At 69.0% G+C, this 22,813-nt stretch carries 20 protein-coding genes; 14 read left to right on the top strand and 6 right to left on the bottom strand.

What is annotated here, in order from left to right:
• The first annotated feature begins 6 nt into the window (after positions 1–6).
• Positions 7–1,758: a succinate dehydrogenase flavoprotein subunit gene (sdhA, locus tag HQ314_RS13915; protein ID WP_027503725.1), complete on the top strand. Its 1,752-nt coding sequence runs from the start codon at positions 7–9 to the stop codon at positions 1,756–1,758.
• A complete protein-coding gene (locus HQ314_RS13910) occupies positions 1,758–2,540 on the top strand; it encodes a succinate dehydrogenase iron-sulfur subunit (protein ID WP_027503726.1) in 783 nt (260 codons plus the stop codon). Before sdhA ends, HQ314_RS13910 begins: the two co-directional genes overlap by 1 nt.
• 64 nt (positions 2,541–2,604) lie before the next feature.
• Here HQ314_RS13910 and HQ314_RS13905 read toward each other — a convergent pair whose 3' ends face one another.
• A complete protein-coding gene (locus tag HQ314_RS13905; protein ID WP_222638730.1) occupies positions 2,605–3,822 on the bottom strand; it encodes an acyl-CoA dehydrogenase family protein in 1,218 nt (405 codons plus the stop codon).
• Between the two features lie 182 nt (positions 3,823–4,004).
• On the opposite strand from HQ314_RS13905, the gene HQ314_RS13900 reads away from it, so the two are divergent.
• A complete protein-coding gene (locus HQ314_RS13900; RefSeq protein WP_222650349.1) occupies positions 4,005–5,246 on the top strand; it encodes an MFS transporter in 1,242 nt (413 codons plus the stop codon).
• On the opposite strand, the gene HQ314_RS13895 is transcribed toward HQ314_RS13900, so the two are convergent.
• Entirely contained in the window at positions 5,205–6,227 is a 1,023-nt protein-coding gene (locus HQ314_RS13895) for a LacI family DNA-binding transcriptional regulator (protein ID WP_027503728.1), read from the bottom strand. The two genes, HQ314_RS13900 and HQ314_RS13895, sit on opposite strands and share 42 nt — an antisense overlap.
• A 76-nt stretch (positions 6,228–6,303) precedes the next feature.
• Here HQ314_RS13895 and HQ314_RS13890 point away from each other — a divergent pair, with 76 nt between their 5' ends.
• Genes HQ314_RS13890 through HQ314_RS13875 form a run of 4 tightly spaced genes read left to right on the top strand, consistent with a single transcriptional unit; the run spans position 6,304 to position 9,996 of the window.
• Positions 6,304–7,083 carry an SDR family oxidoreductase gene (locus HQ314_RS13890; protein ID WP_222650348.1) on the top strand — a complete coding sequence of 260 codons (780 nt, stop codon included), beginning with the start codon at positions 6,304–6,306 and terminating at the stop codon, positions 7,081–7,083.
• On the top strand, positions 7,083–8,123 hold the full coding sequence (locus HQ314_RS13885) for a Gfo/Idh/MocA family oxidoreductase (protein ID WP_222638733.1): 1,041 nt from the start codon (positions 7,083–7,085) through the stop codon (positions 8,121–8,123). Before HQ314_RS13890 ends, HQ314_RS13885 begins: the two co-directional genes overlap by 1 nt.
• Positions 8,120–9,016 (top strand): sugar phosphate isomerase/epimerase, encoded by an 897-nt coding sequence (locus HQ314_RS13880; RefSeq protein WP_027503731.1) that lies wholly within the window; start codon positions 8,120–8,122, stop codon positions 9,014–9,016. Before HQ314_RS13885 ends, HQ314_RS13880 begins: the two co-directional genes overlap by 4 nt.
• The gene (locus tag HQ314_RS13875) at positions 9,013–9,996 is read left to right on the top strand and encodes a Gfo/Idh/MocA family protein (protein WP_307093433.1); all 984 of its coding nucleotides are present in this window, start codon (positions 9,013–9,015) and stop codon (positions 9,994–9,996) included. The genes HQ314_RS13880 and HQ314_RS13875 overlap by 4 nt, the downstream gene beginning before the upstream one ends.
• Positions 9,997–10,150: 154 nt before the next feature.
• Here the strand turns inward: HQ314_RS13875 and HQ314_RS13870 are convergent, their stop codons facing one another.
• The 3 genes from HQ314_RS13870 to HQ314_RS13860 all read right to left on the bottom strand — a co-directional run bounded on the left by HQ314_RS13870 (position 10,151) and on the right by HQ314_RS13860 (position 13,381).
• On the bottom strand, positions 10,151–10,963 hold the full coding sequence (locus HQ314_RS13870) for an ATP-binding cassette domain-containing protein (protein WP_027503733.1): 813 nt from the start codon (positions 10,961–10,963) through the stop codon (positions 10,151–10,153).
• An 8-nt stretch (positions 10,964–10,971) separates the two neighbouring features.
• Positions 10,972–12,030 carry an ABC transporter permease gene (locus HQ314_RS13865; RefSeq protein WP_222627218.1) on the bottom strand — a complete coding sequence of 353 codons (1,059 nt, stop codon included), beginning with the start codon at positions 12,028–12,030 and terminating at the stop codon, positions 10,972–10,974.
• 169 nt (positions 12,031–12,199) lie between these two features.
• Positions 12,200–13,381 (bottom strand): Gfo/Idh/MocA family protein, encoded by a 1,182-nt coding sequence (locus tag HQ314_RS13860; protein ID WP_222650347.1) that lies wholly within the window; start codon positions 13,379–13,381, stop codon positions 12,200–12,202.
• 172 nt (positions 13,382–13,553) lie between these two features.
• Between HQ314_RS13860 and HQ314_RS13855 the strand changes: the two genes are divergently transcribed.
• Entirely contained in the window at positions 13,554–14,573 is a 1,020-nt protein-coding gene (locus HQ314_RS13855; RefSeq protein WP_285188685.1) for a LacI family DNA-binding transcriptional regulator, read from the top strand.
• An 82-nt stretch (positions 14,574–14,655) separates the two neighbouring features.
• On the top strand, positions 14,656–15,654 hold the full coding sequence (locus HQ314_RS13850) for an ABC transporter substrate-binding protein (RefSeq protein ID WP_222650345.1): 999 nt from the start codon (positions 14,656–14,658) through the stop codon (positions 15,652–15,654).
• A 10-nt stretch (positions 15,655–15,664) separates the two neighbouring features.
• Here the strand turns inward: HQ314_RS13850 and HQ314_RS13845 are convergent, their stop codons facing one another.
• Entirely contained in the window at positions 15,665–16,402 is a 738-nt protein-coding gene (locus tag HQ314_RS13845; RefSeq protein WP_027503738.1) for a GntR family transcriptional regulator, read from the bottom strand.
• A 173-nt stretch (positions 16,403–16,575) separates the two neighbouring features.
• On the opposite strand from HQ314_RS13845, the gene iolC reads away from it, so the two are divergent.
• The 5 genes from iolC (at position 16,576) to HQ314_RS13820 (ending at position 22,805) form a co-directional block, all read left to right on the top strand.
• Entirely contained in the window at positions 16,576–17,610 is a 1,035-nt protein-coding gene (iolC, locus tag HQ314_RS13840; RefSeq protein ID WP_051612912.1) for a 5-dehydro-2-deoxygluconokinase, read from the top strand.
• Positions 17,603–18,511 (top strand): hypothetical protein, encoded by a 909-nt coding sequence (locus tag HQ314_RS13835; protein ID WP_027503740.1) that lies wholly within the window; start codon positions 17,603–17,605, stop codon positions 18,509–18,511. Before iolC ends, HQ314_RS13835 begins: the two co-directional genes overlap by 8 nt.
• Positions 18,508–19,401: a 5-deoxy-glucuronate isomerase gene (gene iolB, locus HQ314_RS13830; protein ID WP_222650344.1), complete on the top strand. Its 894-nt coding sequence runs from the start codon at positions 18,508–18,510 to the stop codon at positions 19,399–19,401. Before HQ314_RS13835 ends, iolB begins: the two co-directional genes overlap by 4 nt.
• Positions 19,402–19,403: 2 nt before the next feature.
• Positions 19,404–21,356, top strand: a complete 1,953-nt coding sequence (gene iolD, locus HQ314_RS13825) for a 3D-(3,5/4)-trihydroxycyclohexane-1,2-dione acylhydrolase (decyclizing) (protein WP_222638737.1) — start codon at positions 19,404–19,406, stop codon at positions 21,354–21,356.
• 69 nt (positions 21,357–21,425) lie between these two features.
• Positions 21,426–22,805 (top strand): D-alanyl-D-alanine carboxypeptidase family protein, encoded by a 1,380-nt coding sequence (locus HQ314_RS13820; protein ID WP_037183807.1) that lies wholly within the window; start codon positions 21,426–21,428, stop codon positions 22,803–22,805.
• Positions 22,806–22,813 lie beyond the last annotated feature (8 nt).

The raw sequence follows: 22,813 nt of genomic DNA, 5'->3' as shown, positions 1-22,813 counted from the left end.
GTGCACATGCAGGAACATCGTTACGACGTACTGATCGTCGGTGCCGGTGGTGCAGGTATGCGCGCGGCGATCGAGGCCGGTCCGCGCGCCCGCACCGCGGTGCTCACGAAGCTTTACCCCACTCGCAGCCACACCGGCGCGGCGCAGGGCGGCATGTGTGCTGCCCTCGCCAACGTCGAGGAGGACAACTGGGAGTGGCACACCTTCGACACGATCAAGGGCGGCGACTACCTGGTCGACCAGGACGCTGCCGAGATCATGGCGAAGGAGGCCATCGACGCGGTCCTCGACCTCGAGAAGATGGGCCTGCCGTTCAACCGCACGCCCGAGGGCAAGATCGACCAGCGCCGCTTCGGCGGGCACACCCGTGACCACGGCAAGGCGCCCGTGCGCCGTGCGTGTTACGCCGCCGACCGCACCGGTCACATGATCCTCCAGACGCTGTACCAGCAGTGCGTCAAGCACGACGTGGAGTTCTTCAACGAGTTCTACGCACTGGACATCGCGCTGACGGAGACCGACGAGGGCCCCGTGGCCACTGGCGTCATCGCCTACGAGCTGGCCACCGGCGAGCTGCACGTGTTCCACGCGAAGTCGATCGTGTTCGCCACCGGCGGTTCGGGTCGTATCTACAAGACCACCTCGAACGCCCACACCCTCACCGGTGACGGCATGAGCATCATCTTCCGCAAGGGCCTGCCGCTCGAGGACATGGAGTTCCACCAGTTCCACCCGACCGGCCTCGCCGGACTGGGCATCCTCATCTCCGAGGCCGTGCGCGGTGAGGGCGGAATCCTCCGCAACGCGGACGGTGAACGCTTCATGGAGCGCTACGCCCCCACCATCAAGGACCTCGCGCCGCGCGACATCGTCGCCCGCTCGATGGTGCTCGAGGTGCTCGAAGGTCGCGGTGCCGGACCGAACAAGGACTACGTCTACATCGACGTGACCCACCTCGGCGCCGACGTCCTCGAGGAGAAGCTCCCGGACATCACGGAGTTCTCCCGCACGTACCTGGGCGTCGACCCGGTCACCGAGCTGGTGCCCGTGTACCCGACGTGCCACTACGTCATGGGCGGCATCCCCACCAAGATCCGCGGTGAGGTGCTCCGCAACAACGACGACGTCGTTCCCGGCCTCTTCGCCGCCGGCGAGTGCGCCTGCGTGTCCGTGCACGGCTCCAACCGTCTCGGCACCAACTCGCTGCTCGACATCAACGTGTTCGGCCGTCGCGCCGGCATCGCTGCCGCCGAGCACGCCAACAGCGTCGACTTCACCCCGCTGCCCGAGGCTCCGCAGAAGATGGTCGAGGAATGGCTCGAACTCATCCTCTCGGATCACGGCAACGAGAAGGTCGCGACCATCCGCACCGAGCTGCAGCAGTCGATGGACAACAACGCGTCCGTCTTCCGTACCGAGGACACCCTCAAGCAGGCCCTGAGCGACATCCAGGGACTGAAGGAGCGCTACGGCCGGATCACCGTGCAGGACAAGGGCAAGCGCTACAACAGCGACCTGCTCGAGGCCGTCGAGCTCGGCTTCCTGCTGGAGATGGCGGAGGTCACCGTCGCCGGTGCTCTCAACCGCAAGGAGACTCGCGGCGGACACGCCCGCGAGGACTACCCGGAGCGCGACGACGTCAACTTCATGCGCCACACCATGGCGTACAAGGTGGGCGAGGGTCTGCTCTCCGATATCCGCCTCGACTACAAGCCCGTGGTGCAGACCCGCTACGAGCCGATGGAGCGTAAGTACTGATGAGCGCACCCGCTATCGACAAGTCCGAAGACAAGGGCGGTCTGCCTGCGGTTCCGGACGAAGCAGTGATGGTCACACTGAAGATCGCTCGCTTCAACCCGGAGGACGACAAGGGTTCGCACTGGGACAGCTTCCAGGTCCCCACCCTGCCGACCGACCGTCTTCTCAACCTGATGCTGTACGTGAAGAACTACCTGGACGGCACGTTCTCGTTCCGCCGCTCGTGCGCGCACGGCGTGTGCGGCAGCGACGCGGTCCGTGTCAACGGTGTCAACCGTCTGGCCTGCAAAGTCCTGATGCGCGACATGCTCCCGAAGGACTCCTCGAAGTCCCTCACCATCACGATCGAACCCATCCGCGGTCTGCCCGTGGAGAAGGACCTCATCGTGAACATGGAGCCGTTCTTCGACGCGTTCCGCGCCGTCAAGCCCTACCTGATGACGTCCGGCAACGAGCCCACGCGTGAGCGCATCCAGTCGGCCGCCGACCGCGCGCGATTCGACGACACCACCAAGTGCATCCTGTGCGCGTGCTGCACCACCTCGTGCCCCGTGTACTGGAACGACGGCAGCTACTTCGGTCCCGCCGCCATCGTCAACGCACACCGCTTCATCTTCGACAGCCGTGACGAGGGCGCTCCCGAGCGCCTGGACATCCTCAACGACGTCGAGGGTGTGTGGCGCTGCCGCACCACCTTCAACTGCACCGACGCGTGCCCCCGTGGCATCCAGGTGACGAAGGCGATCCAGGAAGTCAAGCGCGCACTGCTCTTCGCACGCTGATCCTCGCGCACCACCACGAGAGCCCGCTCCTGCACTGCAGGAGCGGGCTCTCGTGCGCTTCGGACTAGACGAACGCCGAGTACCCCGTCACCCCCCTGCCGACGATGAGGTTGTTCATCTGCGACGTGCCCTCGTACGAGTACAGCGCCTCGGCATCGGTGAAGTATCGGATCACGTCGTAGTCGAGCACGATGCCGTTGCCCCCCATGATCTCTCGGGCCCAGCCCACCACCTCACGCAATCGCGTGGTGGTGTAGCTCTTGGACAGTGCCGCGTGCTCGTCGTGCTGCACCCCGGAGTCCTGCAGCTGCGACACCCGCAGTGCCATCCCGAGGCACGCGGTGATGTTGCCGGCCATGCGCGCGATCAGGTCCGAGATCAACTGGAACGACGCGATGGGCGCCCCGAACTGCTCGCGCTCCTGTGCGTAGGCCACCGCCTTCTCGAAGGCGCCGATCATCACTCCGACCGCGCCCCACGCGACGCCGCCGCGGGTGAGGGACAGGACCTTGGCGGTGTCGGCGAACGAGTTCGCGTGCTCGAGTTTGTTCGCGGTGGGCACCCGGCAGTCCTCGAAGTACAGATCTGCGTTCTCGACCGCGCGCAGCGAGTACTTGCGCTCGATCTTCTCCGCACGGAACCCCTCGGGGAAGCCGTCGTCCCCCTTCTCGAGGACGAAGCCCTTCACCTCACCGTCCGCCTCGTCCTTCGCGTAGACGATGATCAGGTCGGCGAAGGTGGCGTTGCCGATCCACCGCTTGCTGCCGTTCAGGATCCAGTGGTCGCCGTCGAGACGCGCCGTGGTCTCCAACCCGCCGGCGACGTCGGAACCGCCGTGCGGCTCGGACAGGCCGAAGGCGCCGATCTTCTCCATGCGGCGCATGGCCGGGAGCCACCGCTCCTTCTGCTCGTCCGAGCCCAGGATGGCGATGCTGCTCATCGCGAGCCCGCTGTGGACGGTGAACATGGTGCCCGTGGACGGATCGACCCGCGAGAACTCCATGCCCAGCCACCCGGTGAAGACCTTGCGTGCGGGCGCGCGACCGTCGAACTCGTACTCCAGACCGACGATCCCGAGATCGGCCAGGCGCGGGAGCAGATGGACCGGTGACTCCGCCTTCTCCCAGAACTCGTTCGCGCGCGGGGCGACCTCGTCCTCGAGGAAGCGACGCACCACCCCGACCGTCTCCGACTCCTCGTCCGTCAGAATGCCCTGGTAGCCGAACATGTCCGCGGCGAGGAACCCCTTCGAGAGAGGTCCCAGCGGTTCGTGCTTGCTCATGTGCGACTCCTGTGTCGGTCGTCCGGCGAGTGGTCGGGTGACGCCTGTGTCTGTCACCGTGCTGCACGGATACCCCGACTGTCCCGAGATCAGTCGAACCCGTCGAACGGATCTCGAGGTGTTCTCGAGGTATCCGGCGTCCCCGCTGTGCGGTCTCGACGAGGTGGGGCCATAGTTGAGCGGTGACAGAACCCGGGGGCAGCTCGACGACCGAACCCACCATCGGCCGCGGGCTGGTCCTCCTGCTGGCCGTCACCTGCGGTGTCCTGGTCGCGAATCTGTACTACGCGCAACCGCTGCTCGACACGATCGCCCGCTCCTTCGACATCGAGGAGGGCACGGCGGGGATCCTCGTCACCACCGCGCAGATCGGCTACGCCATCGGTCTGGCGTTCCTCGTCCCGCTCGGCGACCTGATCGAACGGCGGCGCCTCATCGTCACCGCCGCCCTGATCTGCGCCGTCGCGGACGGCATCGCCGTGGTGTCCCCCGGCTTCCCGATGCTCGCCGCCGCCCTCGTCCTCGCCGGGGTGGGAGCGTCCGCCGCCATGGTCATCGTCCCGCTCGCCTCGGCCCTCGCCGCGGAGGAGGATCGCGGACGCACCGTGGGCACCGTCATGAGCGGCCTGCTCACCGGAATCCTGCTCGCCCGCACCGTCAGTGGGTTCCTGTCCGAACTGGGCGGCTGGCGGTTGGTCTACGGGGTGGCCGCCGTGGCCATCGCCCTGCTCGCGGTGGTGCTGCGGAAGTACGTCCCGGTGTCGACCCCGGTGGTGACCGACACCTACCGCGGCATTCTCGGCTCCATCCTGACGCTCGTACGCGAACTCCGGGAGCTCCGGTTGCGCATGGCTCTGGGCGCGCTCCTCATGGCCGCGTTCTCGGTGCTGTGGACCGGGCTCGCGTTCCTGCTCGCGGCTCCGCCGTTCTCCTACGGTGACGCCGTCATCGGCCTGTTCGGCATCGCCGGGGTCGCCGGTGCGTTGATGGCACCCATCGCCGGGCGCATGACCGACAAGGGACACGGACGGCGCGCGACGACGCTGTGCCTGACGATCCTGCTGGCCAGCTGGGCGCTGCTCTTCCTCGGATCGGGCAGCTCCGCCGTGTGGGCCGTCGTCGTCCTGATCGTCGGCATCATGGCTCTCGACCTGGGCACCCAGGGCGCGCACATCAGCAATCAGAACGTCGTGTTCGTCCTGGATCCGCCGGCGCGAAGCCGTCTCAACACCGCGTACATGGTGAGCTACTTCGGCGGCGGCGTCCTCGGTTCCGTCGCTGCGTCCGTCAGCTATTCCGTCGGTGGGTGGGCGGTGCTGTGCCTCACCGGGGCAGCGATCTCCCTCGCCGCACTCGCCATCTGGCTCCTCGGCCGGAGCGCGTCATCGGGGAGTGTTGTGCGGAGTGACCACGTGCACGGGTGACGGCTCGTCCCGAACACCGTCCAGGGCACCGGCGGCCTGCATGAGCAACCGGCACGCCGACCGCGCGTCGGCACGCAGATCATGGTGCAGCACAGCCGAGATGGAGCGCTCGGCCAGCAGCCGACGGTTGTCCGCGTCGAGGTCGTGGGCGATGAACACCCGGCACCGACGACCCACCCGCTCGAAGGCCCGCACGGTGGCGACGTTGCCGCCGCCGATGGAGTAGACCGCCTCGATGTCGGGGTGCTGCGTCAACGCCTCGACCACCAGGTCCTCGACGGTGTCGTCGAGTCCGCTGCTGCGGGCGATGTCGAACACGGCCCGCGGCACCCCGGACGCCGTGCGGCGCAGGGCCCGACGGAACCCGATCTCCCGTTCACCCTCGTTGCGGAACGTGTCGTGGCTCAATGTGACCAGCACGCTCGACGTCGACTCCCCCAGCCACTGATCGACGAGGTACGCCGCGGTGGCGCCCGCGGCGCCGTCGTCGATGCCCACGTACGCGGTGCGCGCGCTCGACGGCACGTCGCTGACGTAGGTCACCACCGGGATGCCGGCTGCCACGACGGCGTCGAGCGCGTCGGACACCTGCGGATCGTCCGGCGCCTTGACGATCAGTCCGTGCGAGCCGCGCGCGCGGATGCCGTCGAGCGTCTCGAGCATCGCGGGCACCGACTCCGTCTCCCGGAAGTGGAACCGCGACCGGACCACGGCCGGTGACAGCATCGGCAACTCGGCCTCGAGGGCGGACCGCACCTGGGAACAGAACCGCTCGGGTGCCTGCATGACCACGTCGACGAAGAACTTGCGCCCCGACAACCGCAACTGGGTGCGCTGCTTGTCGAGGTCGGCGATGGCCTGGCGCACCTCCGCTCGGGTGTCCTCCCGGACACCGGGCCGCTCGTGCAGCACCCGGTCCACGGTCGCCTCGCTCAGGCCCGACTGCTGCGCGATCTCCCGCACTTTGTAGCGATGTCCCACAGCAGTGTCCTCTCGAGGTGTTTTTGATGCGTTCAGAGTGTTGATCACCGGCGCCGGGACCGCAAGACTTCCCGGTGTGGGCACTCTTCTGGACGACACCGTCGTTCTCGTCAGCGGCGGCACGTCCGGTGTGGGCGCCGCCGTCGTGCGAGCGAGCCTCGCCGCGGGCGCACGCGTGGCCTTCAGCGGCCGACGTGACGAGGTGGGCACCTCGTACGAACGCGAGCTGCGTGCCGACGGCCACGACGCGACCTTCGTGCGCGCCGACATCGCCGACCCCACCGAGGCGATCGCGAGCGTCGAGCGCACCGTCGAGCACTACGGCCGCGTCGATGCCGTGTGCAACGCGGCCGGACTCACCTCCCGAGGGTCACTGCTCGACACCACCCCCGAGCTGTTCGACCAGCACATGGCCGTCAACCTGCGGGGACCGTTCTTCGTCATGCAGGCCGCCGTCCGCGACATGCTCTCGCGCTCGGCTCCCGGCACCATCGTGAACATCGGCTCCGTGAGCGGCCGCGGCGGGCAGTCGTACCTCGCCCCGTACGTGGCGGCGAAGGCCGGCCTGTCGGGGCTGACCAAGAACGCGGCACACGCTCACCGGTTCGACCGGATCCGCATCAACGCACTCGACATCGGCTGGACCGAGACCGAGGGCGAAGCCGTGACGCAGAGGACGTTCCACGACGCGCCGGACGACTGGGCCGCCGACGCGGCCGCGCGCATGCCGATGGGCAAGCTCGGACAGCCCGACGAGATCGCCGACATGGTGGTGTTCCTGCTGTCGCCGCGCAGCGGCGTCGTCACCGGCTCGGTCATCGAATGGGATCAACAGGTAGTAGGAGGGCAGGACTGATGGGCAACGACGTTCGGAACCAGCGAATCGGAGTCGTCGGACTGGGACGCATCGGTGCGTTCCACACCGAGACTCTCGCCGGACTCGACGGGGTCTCGAGCCTCGTGGTCACCGACGGACGGCCGGAGGTCACCGACGCCGTCGCCGCGAAGTACGGCGCGGAGAAGGTCGACGGGGTCGACGCGATGCTCACCGCCGGCGTGGACGGCATCGTCGTCGCGGCCGCCACGCCCGCGCACGCCTCGCTGCTGCTGGCCGCGGTGGACGCCGGGATCCCCGTCTTCTGCGAGAAGCCGTTGGCCTTCACCGCCACCGAGAGCAAGGCCGTGGTCGACGGCATCGCGACCTCCGACGTGCCCGTCCAGATCGGGTTCAACCGGCGGTTCGATCCGGCCGTCGCGGCCGCCGAACGTGCCGTGCGCAGTGGGGATCTCGGGTTCCTGCACACCGTGCGGTCCACCACTCTCGACCCCGCTCCCCCGCCGATGGCGTACATCGCGGAGTCCGGCGGCATCTTCCGCGACTGCAGCGTCCACGACTTCGACGTCGTGCGCTGGATCGTCGGCCGCGAGGTCGTGTCCGTGTTCGCCACCGGCTCGAACCAGGGCGATCCCGCGTTCGCCGCCGCCGGCGACGTCGACTCCGCCACCGTGCTCCTCACGTTCGAGGGTGGCGCCGTCGGTGTCGTGTCGAACTCTCGCTACAACGGCCGCGGCTACGACTGCCGGCTCGAGGTCCACGGCCGGGACGACACGGTCGTCGCCGGCTGGGATCCCCACACCCCGGTCCGGAACATGGAAGCGCCCCAGCTCTTCCCGCACGGCGAGCTGTTCCCGTCGGACACTCCCCACGGGTTCTTCATGGACCGGTTCGCCGCATCCTACCGCGCCGAGCTGTCCGCGTTCCTGGAGGTCTGCGCCGGCACCCGCCCGTCCCCCTGCACCGCGCAGGACGCCCTCGAGGTCGCCTGGATCGCCGAGGCCGCCACCGAATCCCTGCGCCGCGGCGCACCCGTCACCCTGGAAGAGGTCCGCTCATGACCGCCGCACCCGTACGTATCGCCGGAGCACCCATCTCGTGGGGCGTCTGCGAGGTCCCCGGCTGGGGATACCAGATGGACAACGACCGCGTGCTCCGAGAGATGCGCGGCGCCGGACTCACCGCGACGGAGAACGGTCCCGAGGGCTTTCTCCCGGCCGATCCGGCATCCCTGGCCGCAGTGCTCGCCGGTCACGACCTCACCTCCGTCGGGGGCTTCGCTCCCGTTCTGCTGCACGAGGAGTCGCACGATCCGGTGCCGACCATCGCCTCGCTGCTCGACGGCTTCGTGGCCGCGAACGCCGACGTCATCGTCCTCGCCGCGTCCACCGGCCAGGAGGGCTACGACGCCCGCCCGACGCTCACCGCCGATCAGTGGACCGTGTTGCTGCGCAACCTCGATCGTCTCGCCGCCGCCTCCGCCGAGCGGGGAATCCTCGCCGTCGTGCATCCCCACGTCGGCACCATGATCGAGCAGCGCGACGAGGTGCACCGCGTGCTCGACGGCTCCTCCATCCCGCTGTGCCTGGACACCGGGCACCTCATGATCGGCGGCACCGATCCGGCCGAACTGGCCACCGCGGCAGCCGATCGCATCGCGCACGCTCACCTCAAGGACGTCGACGCCGCCCTCGCAGCACGGGTCCAGGCCGGCGAGCTCACCTACACCGACGCGGTCCGCGCCGGCATGTACACGCCGCTCGGAACCGGGGACGTGGGCATCGGCGGCGTCGTCGACTCGCTCCTCGACGCCGGATACACCGGCTGGTTCGTGCTCGAGCAGGACACCATCCTGTCCGAGGAGCCGGGCGAGGTGGGCGGCCCGGTGACGGACGTCGTCGCCAGCGTGCAGCACCTCCACGACATCGTCGCCGCCCGAACGGCCGCGGTGTGACGGCACCTCTGCGCATCGGGGTCCTCGGCGCGTCGCGCATCGCGGAGCAGGCGATCATCGGACCGGCTCACGCACTCGGTCATCGACTGGTGGTCGTCGCGGCTCGCGATCGCGGCCGCGCCGAGGCCTTCGCACAGCGGTACGGCGTCGAGCGCGTCGCCGACGACTACGACGCGGTGATCGACGATCCCGAGGTGGACGCCGTCTACAACCCGCTCGCCAACGCCCTGCACGCCGAGTGGAACATGCGCGCGCTGCGCGCCGGCAAGGCCGTCCTGACGGAGAAGCCGTTCGCACGCAACGCCGCCGAGGCGCGGGCAGTGCGCGATGTGGCTCGCGAGACGGGCGCAGTGATCGTCGAGGGGTTCCACTACCTCTTCCACCCGGTGACGCGGCGGCTGCTGGACATCGCCGCGAACGGCACCCTCGGTCGCCTCACGCGGGTCGAGGTCGTCATGGCCATGCCCGCACCCGCCGACGACGATCCGCGATGGTCGCTCGACCTCGCGGGCGGTTCCGTCATGGACCTGGGCTGCTACGGGCTCCACGTGCACCGCCTGCTCGCCGACGTCGCCGGCGGGCCTCCCCGCGTGGTCTCCGCCGTCGCCACCGAACGTGACCCCGGCGTCGACGCGACGTCGACCATCGAACTCGCGTTCCCCGACGGCGCCACCGGCACCGTGACGAACTCGATGGAGCACGCCGAGCACGAGTTCACGGTGCTGCTGAGCTTCTCCGAGGGAACGGCGTTCGCGCACAACCACATCAAGCCGAACACCGACGACCGCGTCTCCGTCACGGATGCGTCGGGGACGACGGTGGAGCACCTCGGCACCCGCCCGTCGTACGAGTACCAGCTCGAGGCCTTCGCGGCGCACGTGCAGAGCGGCGCTCCGATCCCCCTCGACGCCGACGACGCGGTGGCCACCATGGAGCTCGTCGATGCCGCGTACACGGCGGCAGGTCTCCCTCTCCGCTAGACCCCGAGAACGACGGCCCCGCACCCATGAGCGAAAACCCGGGGTGCGGGGCCGTCGTCGTCGGTGCAGTTCTGCTCACGAGCACTCGCGCGCGCGTTCCGACACGACACGGGCCCCGCACCTCGTGTGAGGTGCGGGGCCCGGGAGTCGAGCGTCAGCGGCGCAGTTCGTGGGTGAGCGTCTCGAGCTCGTCGCCGCCGGCCATCTCCTTGGTGAGATCGTCGAGGCTGATCTCGTCGTAGGAGCAGTCGAGCTTCTGGCGGCCACGGTTGAGCAGCACGAAGTGGTCACCGACCATGTACGCGTGGTGCGGGTTGTGCGTGATGAACACGACGCCGAAGCCCTGCTCCTTGGCTGCCGAGATGTAGCGCAGCACCATGCCGGACTGCTTGACGCCCAGCGCGGCGGTCGGCTCGTCGAGGATGAGGACACGGGCGCCGAAGAAGATGGCGCGGGCGATGGCCACACACTGGCGCTGACCGCCGGAGAGCGAGCCGATGGGGGCGTCCACGTCGGGCAGATCGATGCCCATCTTGTGGAGTTCCTCCTTGGTCGTCGCGCGCATCGCGGCGGCGTCGAGGGTGCGGAAGACACCCTTCTTCCGGAGCTCCTGGCCCAGGAAGAAGTTGCGCCACACCGGCATCAGGGACACGACGGCGAGGTCCTGGTAGACCGTCGCGATGCCCTTGTCGAGCGCGTCCTTGGGTGAGGAGAACTTGACCTCCTCGCCGTCGACGAGCAGCTGGCCCTCGGTCTGCTGGTGCAGGCCGGCCATGATCTTGATGAGTGTCGACTTGCCGGCACCGTTGTCGCCGAGCACACCGGTGACCTCGCCGGCGCCGACGCGCAGGTTGATCCCGCCGAGGGCGATGATGTTGCCGTAGCTCTTGCCGACGTTCTTCAGCTCGATCAGCGGGGTCTTGCCGCCACTGTTCGATTCGAGGGGAGTCTCGATGGTTGCACTCATGTCAGGTGTCACCTTTTCGCAGCGTAGGAACGGAAGCTGTTGTTGGCGATGACGGCGAAGAGCAGCATCGCACCGAGGAAGAACTTGAACCAGTCCGGGTTCCAGCCGGCGTAGACGATGCCCTGGTTGGTCATACCGAAGATGAAGGCGCCGATGGCCGCACCGATGGCGGTACCGAAACCTCCGGTGAGCAGGCAGCCACCGATGACCGCGGCGATGATGTAGAGGAACTCGTTGCCGACACCCTGGCCGGACTGGACGGTGTTGAAGGCGAAGAGCAGGTGCATGCCGACGAACCAGGCGCAGAAGCCGACGAACATGAACATGCCGATCTTGACCTTGGTCACCGGCACACCGATGGCGCGAGCCGAGTCCTGGTTGCCGCCGACCGCGAAGATCCAGTTGCCGACGCGCGTCTTCATCAGCACGTAGGTGGTGATGAGCGTGAAGACGAGCCACCACAGGACGGTGATGCGGACCGAGACACCGAAGACCGAGAACGACGAGGCGAAGACCTTCTTGGCGGACTCGAACCCGTCCATGTCGGAGATGGACTGCGTCGCGACCTGGCCGGTGACGAGCTTGGTCACCGCGAGGTTGATGCCCGTCAACATCAGGAACGAGGACAGGGTGATGAGGAACGACGGGATCTTCGTCTTCATCACCAGGTACCCGTTGAGGAATCCCACCCCCAGTGCCAGCACCAGGGCGAGGACCGAGCCGATCCACACGTTGAGGTGGAGGTTGTAGGCCAGCATGGACGCGGCGATCGAGGAGAACGTCACCGCCACACCGGTCGACAGGTCGAACTCGCCGCCGATCATGAGGACCGACACGCCGCACGCCATGATGCCGATGGTCGACGAGGCGTACAGCACGGTGGCCAGGGCCTCGGGGCTCCGGAACGGCGGGGCGACGATGGCGAAGAACACGAAGATGATGATGGCGCCGAAGAGGGCACCGATCTCCGGACGGACCAGCAGACGCTGGAACGGCTTCTGCTTCTTCACCCGCTCGTCGGTCACGACGGTATGCGTGGCGAGATCGAGATCTGCCTGAGTGGACATGGACTTCCTTACCTGACGGGGGATTCTCTGCGCTGGCGGAGCATTCGTTCGGATGACACCCCGTGAGGGAGGCGAGCGGCGAACGTTCCGTGTGATGTCGATGTAATACGCATCACAGCCATAAGTCAATACTTTGTTCGGACATTAGGACTGCAGCCGGACATACCCGCTAGAGCGTGACCCACCTTCCCGACTCCACCGACTCCGTCATCGCGTCCAGCACCGAGGCGCTGCGGACAGCATCCCGCACGGTCGCGCCGACGGAGGCGTTCTCGGCGATCGACTGCAGGAAGCGCGCCGCCTCGACCACCTTCAAGTCGTCGTACCCCATCGCGGACGCGGACCCCGGCTGGAAGACGCCGTACTCGCCCGCTCCCGGACCGACGAAGAGCGTCGACTGCGGCTGGTCCTGATACAGCGGCTGATCCTCGCCGGCCGCCCGCAGGCCCAGCTGCAGCTCCCCCATCCGACGGAAGTCCCACGAGACCGAGCCCTTGGTCCCGTGGATCTCGAACCCGTAGGAGTTCTGGTCACCCACCGCCACGCGGCTGGCCTCGAGGACGCACCGGGCGCCGGTCGCCATGCGCAGCTGCGCGGACACGAAGTCCTCGTTCTCCACCGGGCCCTGCTCACCGCCCGAGGCGCGCATGTGGCCGCTGGTCACCCCCGTCGGCTTGGCACGCTGCGGGATGAAGACGGCGGTGTCCGCCACCAGCGAGGCGATGTCGCCGAGCAGGTACCAGATCAGATCCGCGCCGTGGGACGCCAGATCGCCGAGCACGCCGCTGCCGCCGCGCTCACGCTCGAAACGCCAACTGAGTGCGCCGTCCGGGTGGGCCGCGTAGTCACTGAAGAACCGGAAGCGTGCATGCGTCACCTCGCCCAGTTCGCCGGACGCGATGATGCCGCGCGCCTGCTCCACGGCCGGTGCATTGCGGTAGTTGAAGCCCACTGCCGTCTGCACGCCTGCCTTCTCCGCGGCGATCGCCACTGCACGGGCATCGTCCGCCGACAGTCCCACGGGCTTCTCGATCCAGAGGTGCTTCCCGGCCTCGGCCACCGCGACGCCCATCTCCCGGTGCAGGAAGTTCGGCGACGTCACCGACACGGCACCGATGGACGGGTCGGCCACGACGTCGCGCCACGACTCGGTGGACGAGCCGAAGCCGAACTGCTCGGCAGCCTCGGCGGCGCGGCCGGGCACCTCGTCGGCCACGGTCGCGAGAACGGGCAGGGGTCGGAGCGCGGGGTAGTGGTGACGCACGCGGCTGTAGGCCTGCGTGTGGACGCGGCCCATCCAGCCGAAGCCGACGACGGCGACAGGCAGAGTGGTGAGGCGGGGGTCGGACATGGGTGCACTCCAGACGAGGGGGTTGTTGGACCGTTCCAAACAGAAGACTGTCCGCAGTCTGCCCGCCGCCCGATCGCGCTGTCAACGCTCTTCCGTTCACCGCGTCCGTCCCGCTAGGCTGCGTTTGGCACGGTCCAACTCGGCGGGGCCGCCTCACCGGACGGAGCGAGCCGTGACGAACATCGAGCGGCCACCCACGATCCGCACCGTGGCCGAACGCGCCGGCGTGTCCAAGTCGCTCGTCTCCCTGGTCCTGCACGACTCCCCCAACGTCAGCGACGAGAAGCGCGCAGCCGTGCACGCAGCCATCGACGAGCTGGGCTACCGGCCGAACCTGTCGGCCCGCAACTTGTCCCGGCAACGGACGGACATCGTCGGGGTCCTCATCAACGACCTCCGCAACCCGTGGTTCGTGGACTGCCTCGAGGGCATGGCCCCGGTGCTCGAGGCACACGGGCTGACCATGATGCTCGGCGACGGTCGAGCCGACCGGAGCGGAGACGACACCGTCGTCCGCAAGTTCACCGAACTGCGACTCGACGCGCTCGTCCTGGTCGGCACCCGGTCACCCACTCCCCTGGTCGCCGATGCCGCGACGTCCATGCCGACGGTGATCGTCGCGAGCCGCGACCTCGAACTCCCCCGCGCGGACGTCGTGGCCAACGACGACACCGCGGGATCCGCGCTGGCGGTGGCGCATCTCGCGGAACTGGGTCACCGCCGGATCGCCCACGTGGCCGGGTCGTTCGGCGCCGTGTCCGCTCTGCGCGCCGACAGCTACCGCGCCGCGATGGCGTCGCGCGGTCTGGACACCGACGGCCTCGTCGAAGCGTGCGACCTCACCGAGGACGGCGGATACGACGCCGCCCGGAGACTCCTCGCCCGCACCCCCCGCCCGACCGCCGTGTACGCGGTGAACGACATCGCCGCGGTCGGTGTCATGACGGCCTGTCAGGAAGCGGGACTGACCGTGCCGCAGGACATCTCGATAGTCGGATACGACAACACCTCCATCGCACAACTGCGCCACGTCTCCCTGACGTCGGTGGACAACGCCAGCGCGTCGGTCGGTCGCCGGGCCGCAGCGGCGGTGATCGACCGGATCGCTCGTCCGACGGCAGCCGGCACCCTCGACCTCATCGCGCCGACACTGCAGGTGCGCGGAAGCACGGCACCGCCGGCCGACACGTAGCTCCCCACGCGGCCTCCCGGGTGACTTAGGGTACCCCTACCTCCGCGGTCTCCGGAGGCATCGCGAGCAGCAGGGGTACCGCATGCGCAGCACGACATCACGACGATTCGCCACGGCCGTCGCCGTTCTGACACTCCTCACGGCGGCCGGGTGCAGCAGTGATCAGGCGTCCGACGCGGTGCCCGACAGCGACGCCCCGACGGGCACCGTGACCATCGAGCACGCACTGGGCTCCACCGCGATCGACCGCGCCGAACTCGGGTCCGACCTCCGCATCGTCGCCCTCACCGCTCCGGCCGTGGACGCCGCGCTCGCTCTGGGGGTGCAGCCGGTGGCCTTCGCCTCGGACACGACCGGGGCACCGGACGGCCGCTATCCCTGGCAGTCGGAGCTGGCGGCGGACGTACCGCTCATTCCCGTCCCCGTCGAGGGCACCCTCCCCATCGAGGAGATCGCCTCGTACGCACCGGATCTCATACTCGCCGACTTCGCCGCGTCGACACCGACCCAGTACCAGCAGTTGACCGCACTGGCCCCGACCATTCCCGTCATCGGCGACACGGTCTCGCCCTACGACGCGCTGACGCGCGCGCTGGGCACGGCGCTCGGCCGCGAGGACGACGCCGACGCGGTGATCGCGCGGACGCGGACCTCCCTCGCCGACGCCGCCGCGGAGCTGCCCGGACTGGCGGGGAGGACGGCGCTGCTGTCGCAGTACATCCCGGCCACCCAGCAGCTCGTCGTGGTCGCCGATCCCGACGACGGCGCCTCGGCGTTCTACCAGGAACTGGGGATGACGCTGCCGGCCGTCGACCTGCCCGCCACGGCCGGCAACCGGCTCGTCGTCGGGCCAGAACGCGTCGACGTCCTGAACTCCGACCTGGTGATCATCCTCGTGAACGGCGGTACCGCGGCCGATCTCGAGGCACTGCCCGGCTGGGCCGATCTGCCCTCGGTGCGCTCGGGCGGCATGCTGATCACGGATTACGCGACCATCATCGCGCTGAACACACCGTCACCGGCGTCGCTGACGTACGCGCTGGAGAAGGTTCGGCCGACGCTCCGGTCGACCGCAGGCTGACGCCTCCGGGTCAGCGGTCGACGAGGGTCGTGTCGAAGTAGTACCGCGACGCGCGGTACACGTGCGACCCGTACTCGACCACCTTGCCGGAGTCGTCGAACGCCGTTCGGTGCATGGTGAGCAGCGGCGCCTTCGGCTTCTCGTCCAGCAGGTGCGCCTCGTCGCGATCGGCCGCCTTCGCCCCGATGCGCTGGCGAGCGAGGCGGATGTGGACTCCTTTGGTGCGAAGCGACTGGTACAGGCCGTGCGCCTCGAGCTCGGCGGGCTCCGGCGCCACGTCGACGGGCATGTAGTTGATCATCAGCGCGAGCGGTTCACCCTTGGTCAGTCGCAGACGCCGCACGGTGACCACCTCGGACTCCGGCCCGATGTTGAGCTCGCGCGCCACGTCCTCGGTGGGCAGCCCGACCGAGTACTCGAGCAACTTCGTCGTCGGGTCCTGGCCGGCGCGCGCCAGGTCGTCGAAGAGGCTGGTGAGCTCCACCGGTCGATGCACCGGGCTCTGCACCACCTGTGTGCCGACGCCACGCTTGCGCACCAGCAGCCCCTTGTCCACCAGTTCCTGGATGGCCCGACGCGTGGTCGGCCTCGACAGGTTCAGGCGCTTCGCGAGGGCGAGCTCGTTCTCGAAGCGGTCACCCGGGGCCAGACTGCCGCCGAGGATCGCGCCCTCGATGGCCTGCGCGAGTTGGTAGTAGAGCGGAACGGGACTCGACCTGTCGAGCTCCACGGCGAGCGGTTGACTCACGTACCAGCTCCGATCCGAAACTAGGCGGGTGTGCGGGCGGGCTGCCCGAGAACAGAGTGTAAGTGACCGTGCGCAATATGACGGCAAGTTAGAATGTCAGGACAAACTATTGACAGGTTGGTGTGGCGCGGAGCACAGTGATACCGGCCCCCACGCACACGCCCCGAGTATCGATGGAGCAGACCTTGACCACAGTGAACAACACCGGCCCCACCGGTGATGCACGTTTCGACGTGCTCGCCATCGGACGCAGCGGAGTCGACATCTATCCCCTGCAGGTCGGTGTGGGCCTCGAGGACGTCGAGACGTTCGGCAAGTTCCTCGGTGGCAGCGCCGCCAACGTCACCGTCGCCGCCGCGCGACTCGGGCGCCGCACCGCGCTGATCTCCGGCGCCGGCGACGATCCGTTCGGCCGCTTCGTGCGCGCCGAGCTCGCCCGCCTCGGCGTCGACAACCGCTACGTCGTGGTCGACGGCCAGTACGCCACCCCGGTCACGTTCTGCGAGATCTTCCCGCCGGACGACTTCCCGCTGTACTTCTACCGCAAGCCAACCGCGCCGGACCTGCAGGTGCGCCCCGAGGACATCGACACCGAGGCCGTCCGGAGCGCCGCTCTGTACTGGTCGACGGTCACCGGTCTGTCCGAGGAGCCTTCGCGCAGTGCACACTTCACCGCCTGGGAGGCGCGTGGACGCGCTCCGCTGACGGTGCTCGACCTCGACTACCGGCCCATGTTCTGGGAGAGCCCCGCCGCCGCGACCGAGCAGGTCCAGCGCGCACTGCGACACGTCACGGTGGCCGTCGGCAACCGCGAGGAGTGCGAGGTCGCCGTCGGCGAGACCGAGCCGGACCGGGCCGCCGACGCGCTGCTCGACATGGGGGTGGAACTGGCGATCGTCAAGCAGGGCCCCAAGGGCGTACTGGGCAAGACGCGCACCGAGCGCGTGGAGGTGCCACCGAACTTCGTCGACGTCGTCAACGGACTCGGTGCCGGCGACAGCTTCGGTGGATCGCTGTGCCACGGACTGCTGTCCGGCTGGCCACTCGAGAAGATCCTCCGCCACGCCAACGCGGCCGGCGCCATCGTCGCGTCGCGCCTCGAATGCTCCACCGCCATGCCCACCGCCGACGAGGTCGCCGCCCTCGCCGAGTCCGCGGTCACCGCACCGGGTTCCGATCTCGCCGATTCCGAGGAAGCACATGTCTGAGACCATCACCGCGACCTGCACCACGTACGCCGACGTCACCGAGATCCGGGCGCACGACCCGGGCGCGATCGACCGCGCCTGGGCGTCTCGCGTCACCCGTGAGACGGTGCGCGGAGACGGGCGGCTCATGATCGTGGCCGCCGATCACCCCGCCCGCGGTGCCCTGTCGGTCGGCTCGAACCCGACGGCCATGAACAGTCGCACCGAACTGCTCGACCGCCTGCGTACCGCGCTTGCCGACCCGGGAGTCGACGGTGTCCTCGCGACGTCCGAGATTCTCGACGACCTCGTCCTGCTCGGCGCCCTCGACGACAAGGTCGTCATCTCCTCGATGAACCGCGGCGGACTCGCCGGCGCGTCGTTCGAGCTCGACGACCGGATGACCGGCGCGACCGCGGCGTCCACCGCGAAGGCGCGGATGAACGGCGCCAAGATGCTGACCCGCATCGACCTCGACGATCCCGGCACGCTCGGCACCCTCACCGCCTGCGCGCAGGCCATCGACGAACTCGCGGCCGAGGGCCTCATGGCCATGGTCGAGCCGTTCCTGTCGTCGCGCCGCGACGGCAAGGTGGTCAACGATCTGCGTGCCGACGCCGTCATCAAGTCCATCCACATCGCCCAGGGCCTCGGCGCCTCGTCGGCGTACACCTGGATGAAGCTGCCCGTGGTCGACGAGATGGAGCGCGTCATGGACGCCACCACGCTCCCGACGCTGCTCCTCGGCGGCGACCCGCAGACCGCGCCCGACGAGACCTTCGCCAGTTGGGCACGCGCACTGAAGATCCCCGCCGTCCGCGGCCTCATCGTGGGCCGCACACTGCTCTACCCGAAGGACGGCGACGTCGCCACCGCGGTGGCGACCGCAGTCGACATGGTGCGGGGCGGGGCGGACGAGTGAACAGCGAGTTCTACATTCCCGCCGTCCCCGGCGCCGGAGTCACCGTCACCCCGGAGAGCGCGGGATGGACCGAGTCCAGTCTGCGCACAGTGCTTCTCGCACCCGGCGAGTCCGTCGATCTCACCTCCGACGACGACGAGATCATGGTGGTCCCTCTGCAGGGATCCGCGACCGTCACGTGCGGCGAGGAGTCGTTCGCACTGACGGGGCGCGCGTCGGTCTTCGACGGGCCCTCCGACTTCGCGTACGTCGGCCGTGACAGCAGCTACACCCTCCGCAGCGAGCAGGGTGGACGTTTCGCGTTGTGCGGCGCACGCGCCTCGCGGGCCCTGCCGTTCCGCTACGTTCCCGCCACCGACGTCGCCGTCGAACTGCGCGGCGCGGGCAACTGCAGCCGGCAGGTGCACAACTTCGGCACCGCCGACACCTTCGAGGCCGACTCGCTCATCGCGTGCGAGGTCATCACCCCCGGCGGCAACTGGTCGTCCTACCCCGGCCACAAGCACGACGAGGAGACCGAGACCGAATCGGCACTCGAGGAGATCTACTACTTCGAGATCGACAGTGGCCGTGACGGTTCCGCCGGTTTCGGATACCACCGCGTGTACGGCACACCCGAGCGTCCCATCGAGGTGCTCGAAGAGGTGCGCACGGGTGACGTCGTCCTCGTCCCGCACGGGTATCACGGGCCGTCCGTCGCGGCGCCCGGCTACCACATGTACTACCTCAACGTCATGGCCGGACCGGGCAGCGAGCGCGCCTGGAAGATCGTCGACGATCCCGACCACACCTGGATCCGCAGCACGTGGGACGGCCAGGACGTCGATCCACGCCTCCCCCTCACCCCCCGACCTCCGCTGGACTCAGCGCACCGTGGAAAAGGAGCCTGACGATGGTGTCCACCGCACCGATGTCACAGAGCAAGACCGAGAACGCCGAGCCGATGGTGCACCTCACGGTGTCCCAGGCCATCGTCCGCTTCCTCGCCAACCAGTACGTCGAGCGTGACGGGGTCCGGACAAAGTTCTTCGCGGGCTGCTTCGGCATCTTCGGCCACGGCAACGTCGCCGGTCTCGGACAGGCGTTGCTGCAGGCCGAGATCGACGCCGTCGAGGCGGGCACCGAGCCGGAGCTCCCCTACGTCCTCGGCCGCAACGAGCAGGCCATGGTGCACAGCGCCGTCGGCTTCGCTCGCCAGAAGGACCGTCTCCAGACCTGGGCCGTCAGCGCCAGTGTCGGACCGGGCTCGACCAACATGCTCACCGGCGCGGCGTTGGCCACCATCAACCGGTTGCCCGTCCTGCTTCTCCCGGCGGACACCTTCGCCACCCGTGCCTCCTCGCCGGTGCTGCAGGAGCTCGAGCTCCCGTCCAGCGGCGACGTCACCGTCAACGACGCGTTCAAGCCGCTCTCGCGCTACTTCGATCGAGTGTGGCGCGCCGAGCAACTGCCCGCGGCTCTGCTCGGCGCCATGCGCGTCCTCACCGACCCGGTGGAGACCGGCGCCGCCACGGTCGCCGTCCCGCAGGACGTCCAGGCCGAGGCACACGACTGGCCCGAGTCGTTCTTCGCGCCGCGCACCTGGCACGTCGCCCGCCCGCTGCCCGAGCGGTCCGTCGTCGCCCGCGCCGCCGAGATCATCCGCTCGGCGAAGGCGCCGCTGATCGTCGCCGGCGGCGGCGTCATCTACTCCGGTGCCACCGAGGCGCTCGCGTCGTTCGCCGAGAAGACCGGAATCCCCGTCGGCCAGAGCCAGGCCGGCAAGGGCTCCCTCGTGTACGACCACCCGCAGTCGGTCGGAGCGATCGGGTCCACCGGCACCACGGCCGCCAACGCCCTCGCGACCGAGGCCGACGTCGTCATCGGGATCGGCACGCGCTACAGCGATTTCACCAGCGCGTCGCGCACGGCCTTCTCCAACCCCGACGTGCGGTTCGTCAACATCAACGTCGCGTCCATCGACTCGGTCAAGCAGGGCGGTCTCTCCGTGGTCGCCGACGCCCGCGAGGCGCTCGAAGCACTGACGGACGCGCTCGCGGACCACGAGGTGAGCGCCGAGTACCGCGCGCGCGCCACCGAACTCGCCGCCGAGTGGGATCGCACGGTCGCCTCGGTCTACGCCGTGGACGACGACAACCTCGGCATGAACCAGAACCAGGTCATCGGTCTCACCAACTCGCTGTCCGACCCACGCGACATCGTCGTGTGCGCCGCCGGCTCGATGCCCGGAGACCTCCACAAGCTCTGGCGCACACGCGATGCCAAGGGCTACCACGTCGAGTACGGGTTCTCCTGCATGGGCTACGAGGTGGCCGGCGGCATCGGCGTCAAGATGGCGGCACCGGATCGCGACGTCTTCGTCATGGTCGGCGACGGTAGCTACCTCATGATGGCCACCGAGCTGGTCACCGCGGTCCAGGAGGGCGTGAAGGTCATCCTGGTGCTGGTGCAGAACCACGGCTTCGCCTCCATCGGATCACTGTCGGAGTCGCTCGGCTCCCAGCGCTTCGGCACCGCGTACCGCTATCGGTCCGAGTCCGGTCGACTCGACGGCGGTGTGCTGCCCGTCGATCTGGCGGCCAACGCACAGAGCCTCGGCGCCGACGTCATCCGCGTGAACACCGCCGGCGAGTTCGCCGACGCCGTCAAGGTGGCCAAGGCGGCGGACCGCTGCACGGTCATCCACGTCGAGACCGATCCGCTGATCGCCGCTCCGGACAGCGAGTCCTGGTGGGACGTCCCGGTCAGCGCCACCTCGACGCTCGAGAGCACGCAGACGGCGTACGAGACGTACGAGGCGTGGAAGAAGGTCCAGCGGCCGTACCTCCGGCCGTCCGCCGACTGACTTCTCGATCCGGACACACCCGGTCACCCGGGGCGGCGTGCGCGAGCGCGCCGCCTAGGGTGACCGGTGATGAACATTCACGACCGCACCGGACGCGGCCGACGGACAGCCGCGGCGATCGCGACGGCGGTCGTGCTCGTGGGTACGCCGGCACTCCTTCCGAGTCTCGCCGGGGCGCAGCCCGCACCGCCTCCGACGTCCACCCCGTTCCGGACGCCCGACACCGACGCCTGTCCCCACCGTGACGTGCCACCACCGGCCATCGATGCGTCCGAGGTCCCCGCTCCCGGCGACGCGGAACCGCAGCCCGTACCCGTCCCGGCCGAGACGGTCGGCGGCGAGGAACTGGCGGCGTGCGGTGTGATCACCGCGGCCGGTGCGCCCGCTCTTCCCGCGGACATCTCGGCGGCGGGATGGGTGCTCACCGATCTCGACTCCGGCGCGGTGATCGCGGCGAAGGATCCGCACGGCCGGTACCGGCCGGCGAGCACGATCAAGGTCCTGCTGGCGCTCGTCGCGCTCGACGAGCTCGATCTCGATCGCACCGTGGTGGCCACCGCGGAGGACGCGGCCGCCGAGGGCAGCGCGGTGGGCATCGGTACCGGCGGCGTGTACTCGGTGCGCCAGCTGATGCAGGGGCTGGTGATGGCGTCGGGCAACGATGCCGCGCACGCCCTCGCCGTCCAGCTCGGCGGCGTCGACACCGCCGTGGAGAAGATGAACGCGAAGGCCCGTGAGCTCGGTGCCCTGGACACGCGCACGGCGTCGCCGTCGGGTCTCGACGGACCGGGCATGGCCTGCTCACCCTACGATCTGGCGCTCATCTTCCGGGCCGCGATGGACGATCCGACCTTCGCCGAACTCGTTGCCACCGAATCGGTTCCGTTCCCGGGCTATCCCAAGGACGCGTCGAAGCCGGACAACCCCTCACGGCCCGACATGCCCGGCGTGCCGGTGAACCCCGATCTGCCGCTCAACGAGGACCGGCCGGGCTTCACCCTTGCCAGCGACAATGCGCTGCTGTTCAACTACCCGGATGCACTGGGCGGCAAGAACGGCTACACCGACGACGCACGCCAGACCTTCGTCGGCGCGGCCGAACGCGGTGGCCGCCGGTTGGCCGTGTCGCTCATGAATGCCGACGTGCTGCCCATCCGGCCCTGGGAGCAGGCCGCCCGCCTGCTCGACTACGGCTTCACGCAGCCTGCCGACACGGTGGTGGGCACCCTGGTGACCGGGAGCCCGGACGCGGCGGCGGCGCCGACCTCGTCGACCCCCGCCTCGACCGCGCCGACCGATCGGCGGACCGAGGCGAGCAGTGGCGGCGCCTATGCCGGAGTGGACGACGAGAGCGAGGTGGCGATCAGGGTCGGTGCGGGAGTTCTGGGTCTGATCGTCGTGATCGGGCTCCTCCTGTGGGCACGCACGCTGCACCGCAGACGGTCCTGACCACGCTG

The sequence above is a fragment of the Rhodococcus sp. BP-332 genome (assembly GCF_019836065.1).
Taxonomy (GTDB): domain Bacteria; phylum Actinomycetota; class Actinomycetes; order Mycobacteriales; family Mycobacteriaceae; genus Rhodococcoides.
Note: the sequence above shows the minus strand (reverse complement) of the source record. Positions and strands in the feature narration are given on the sequence as shown.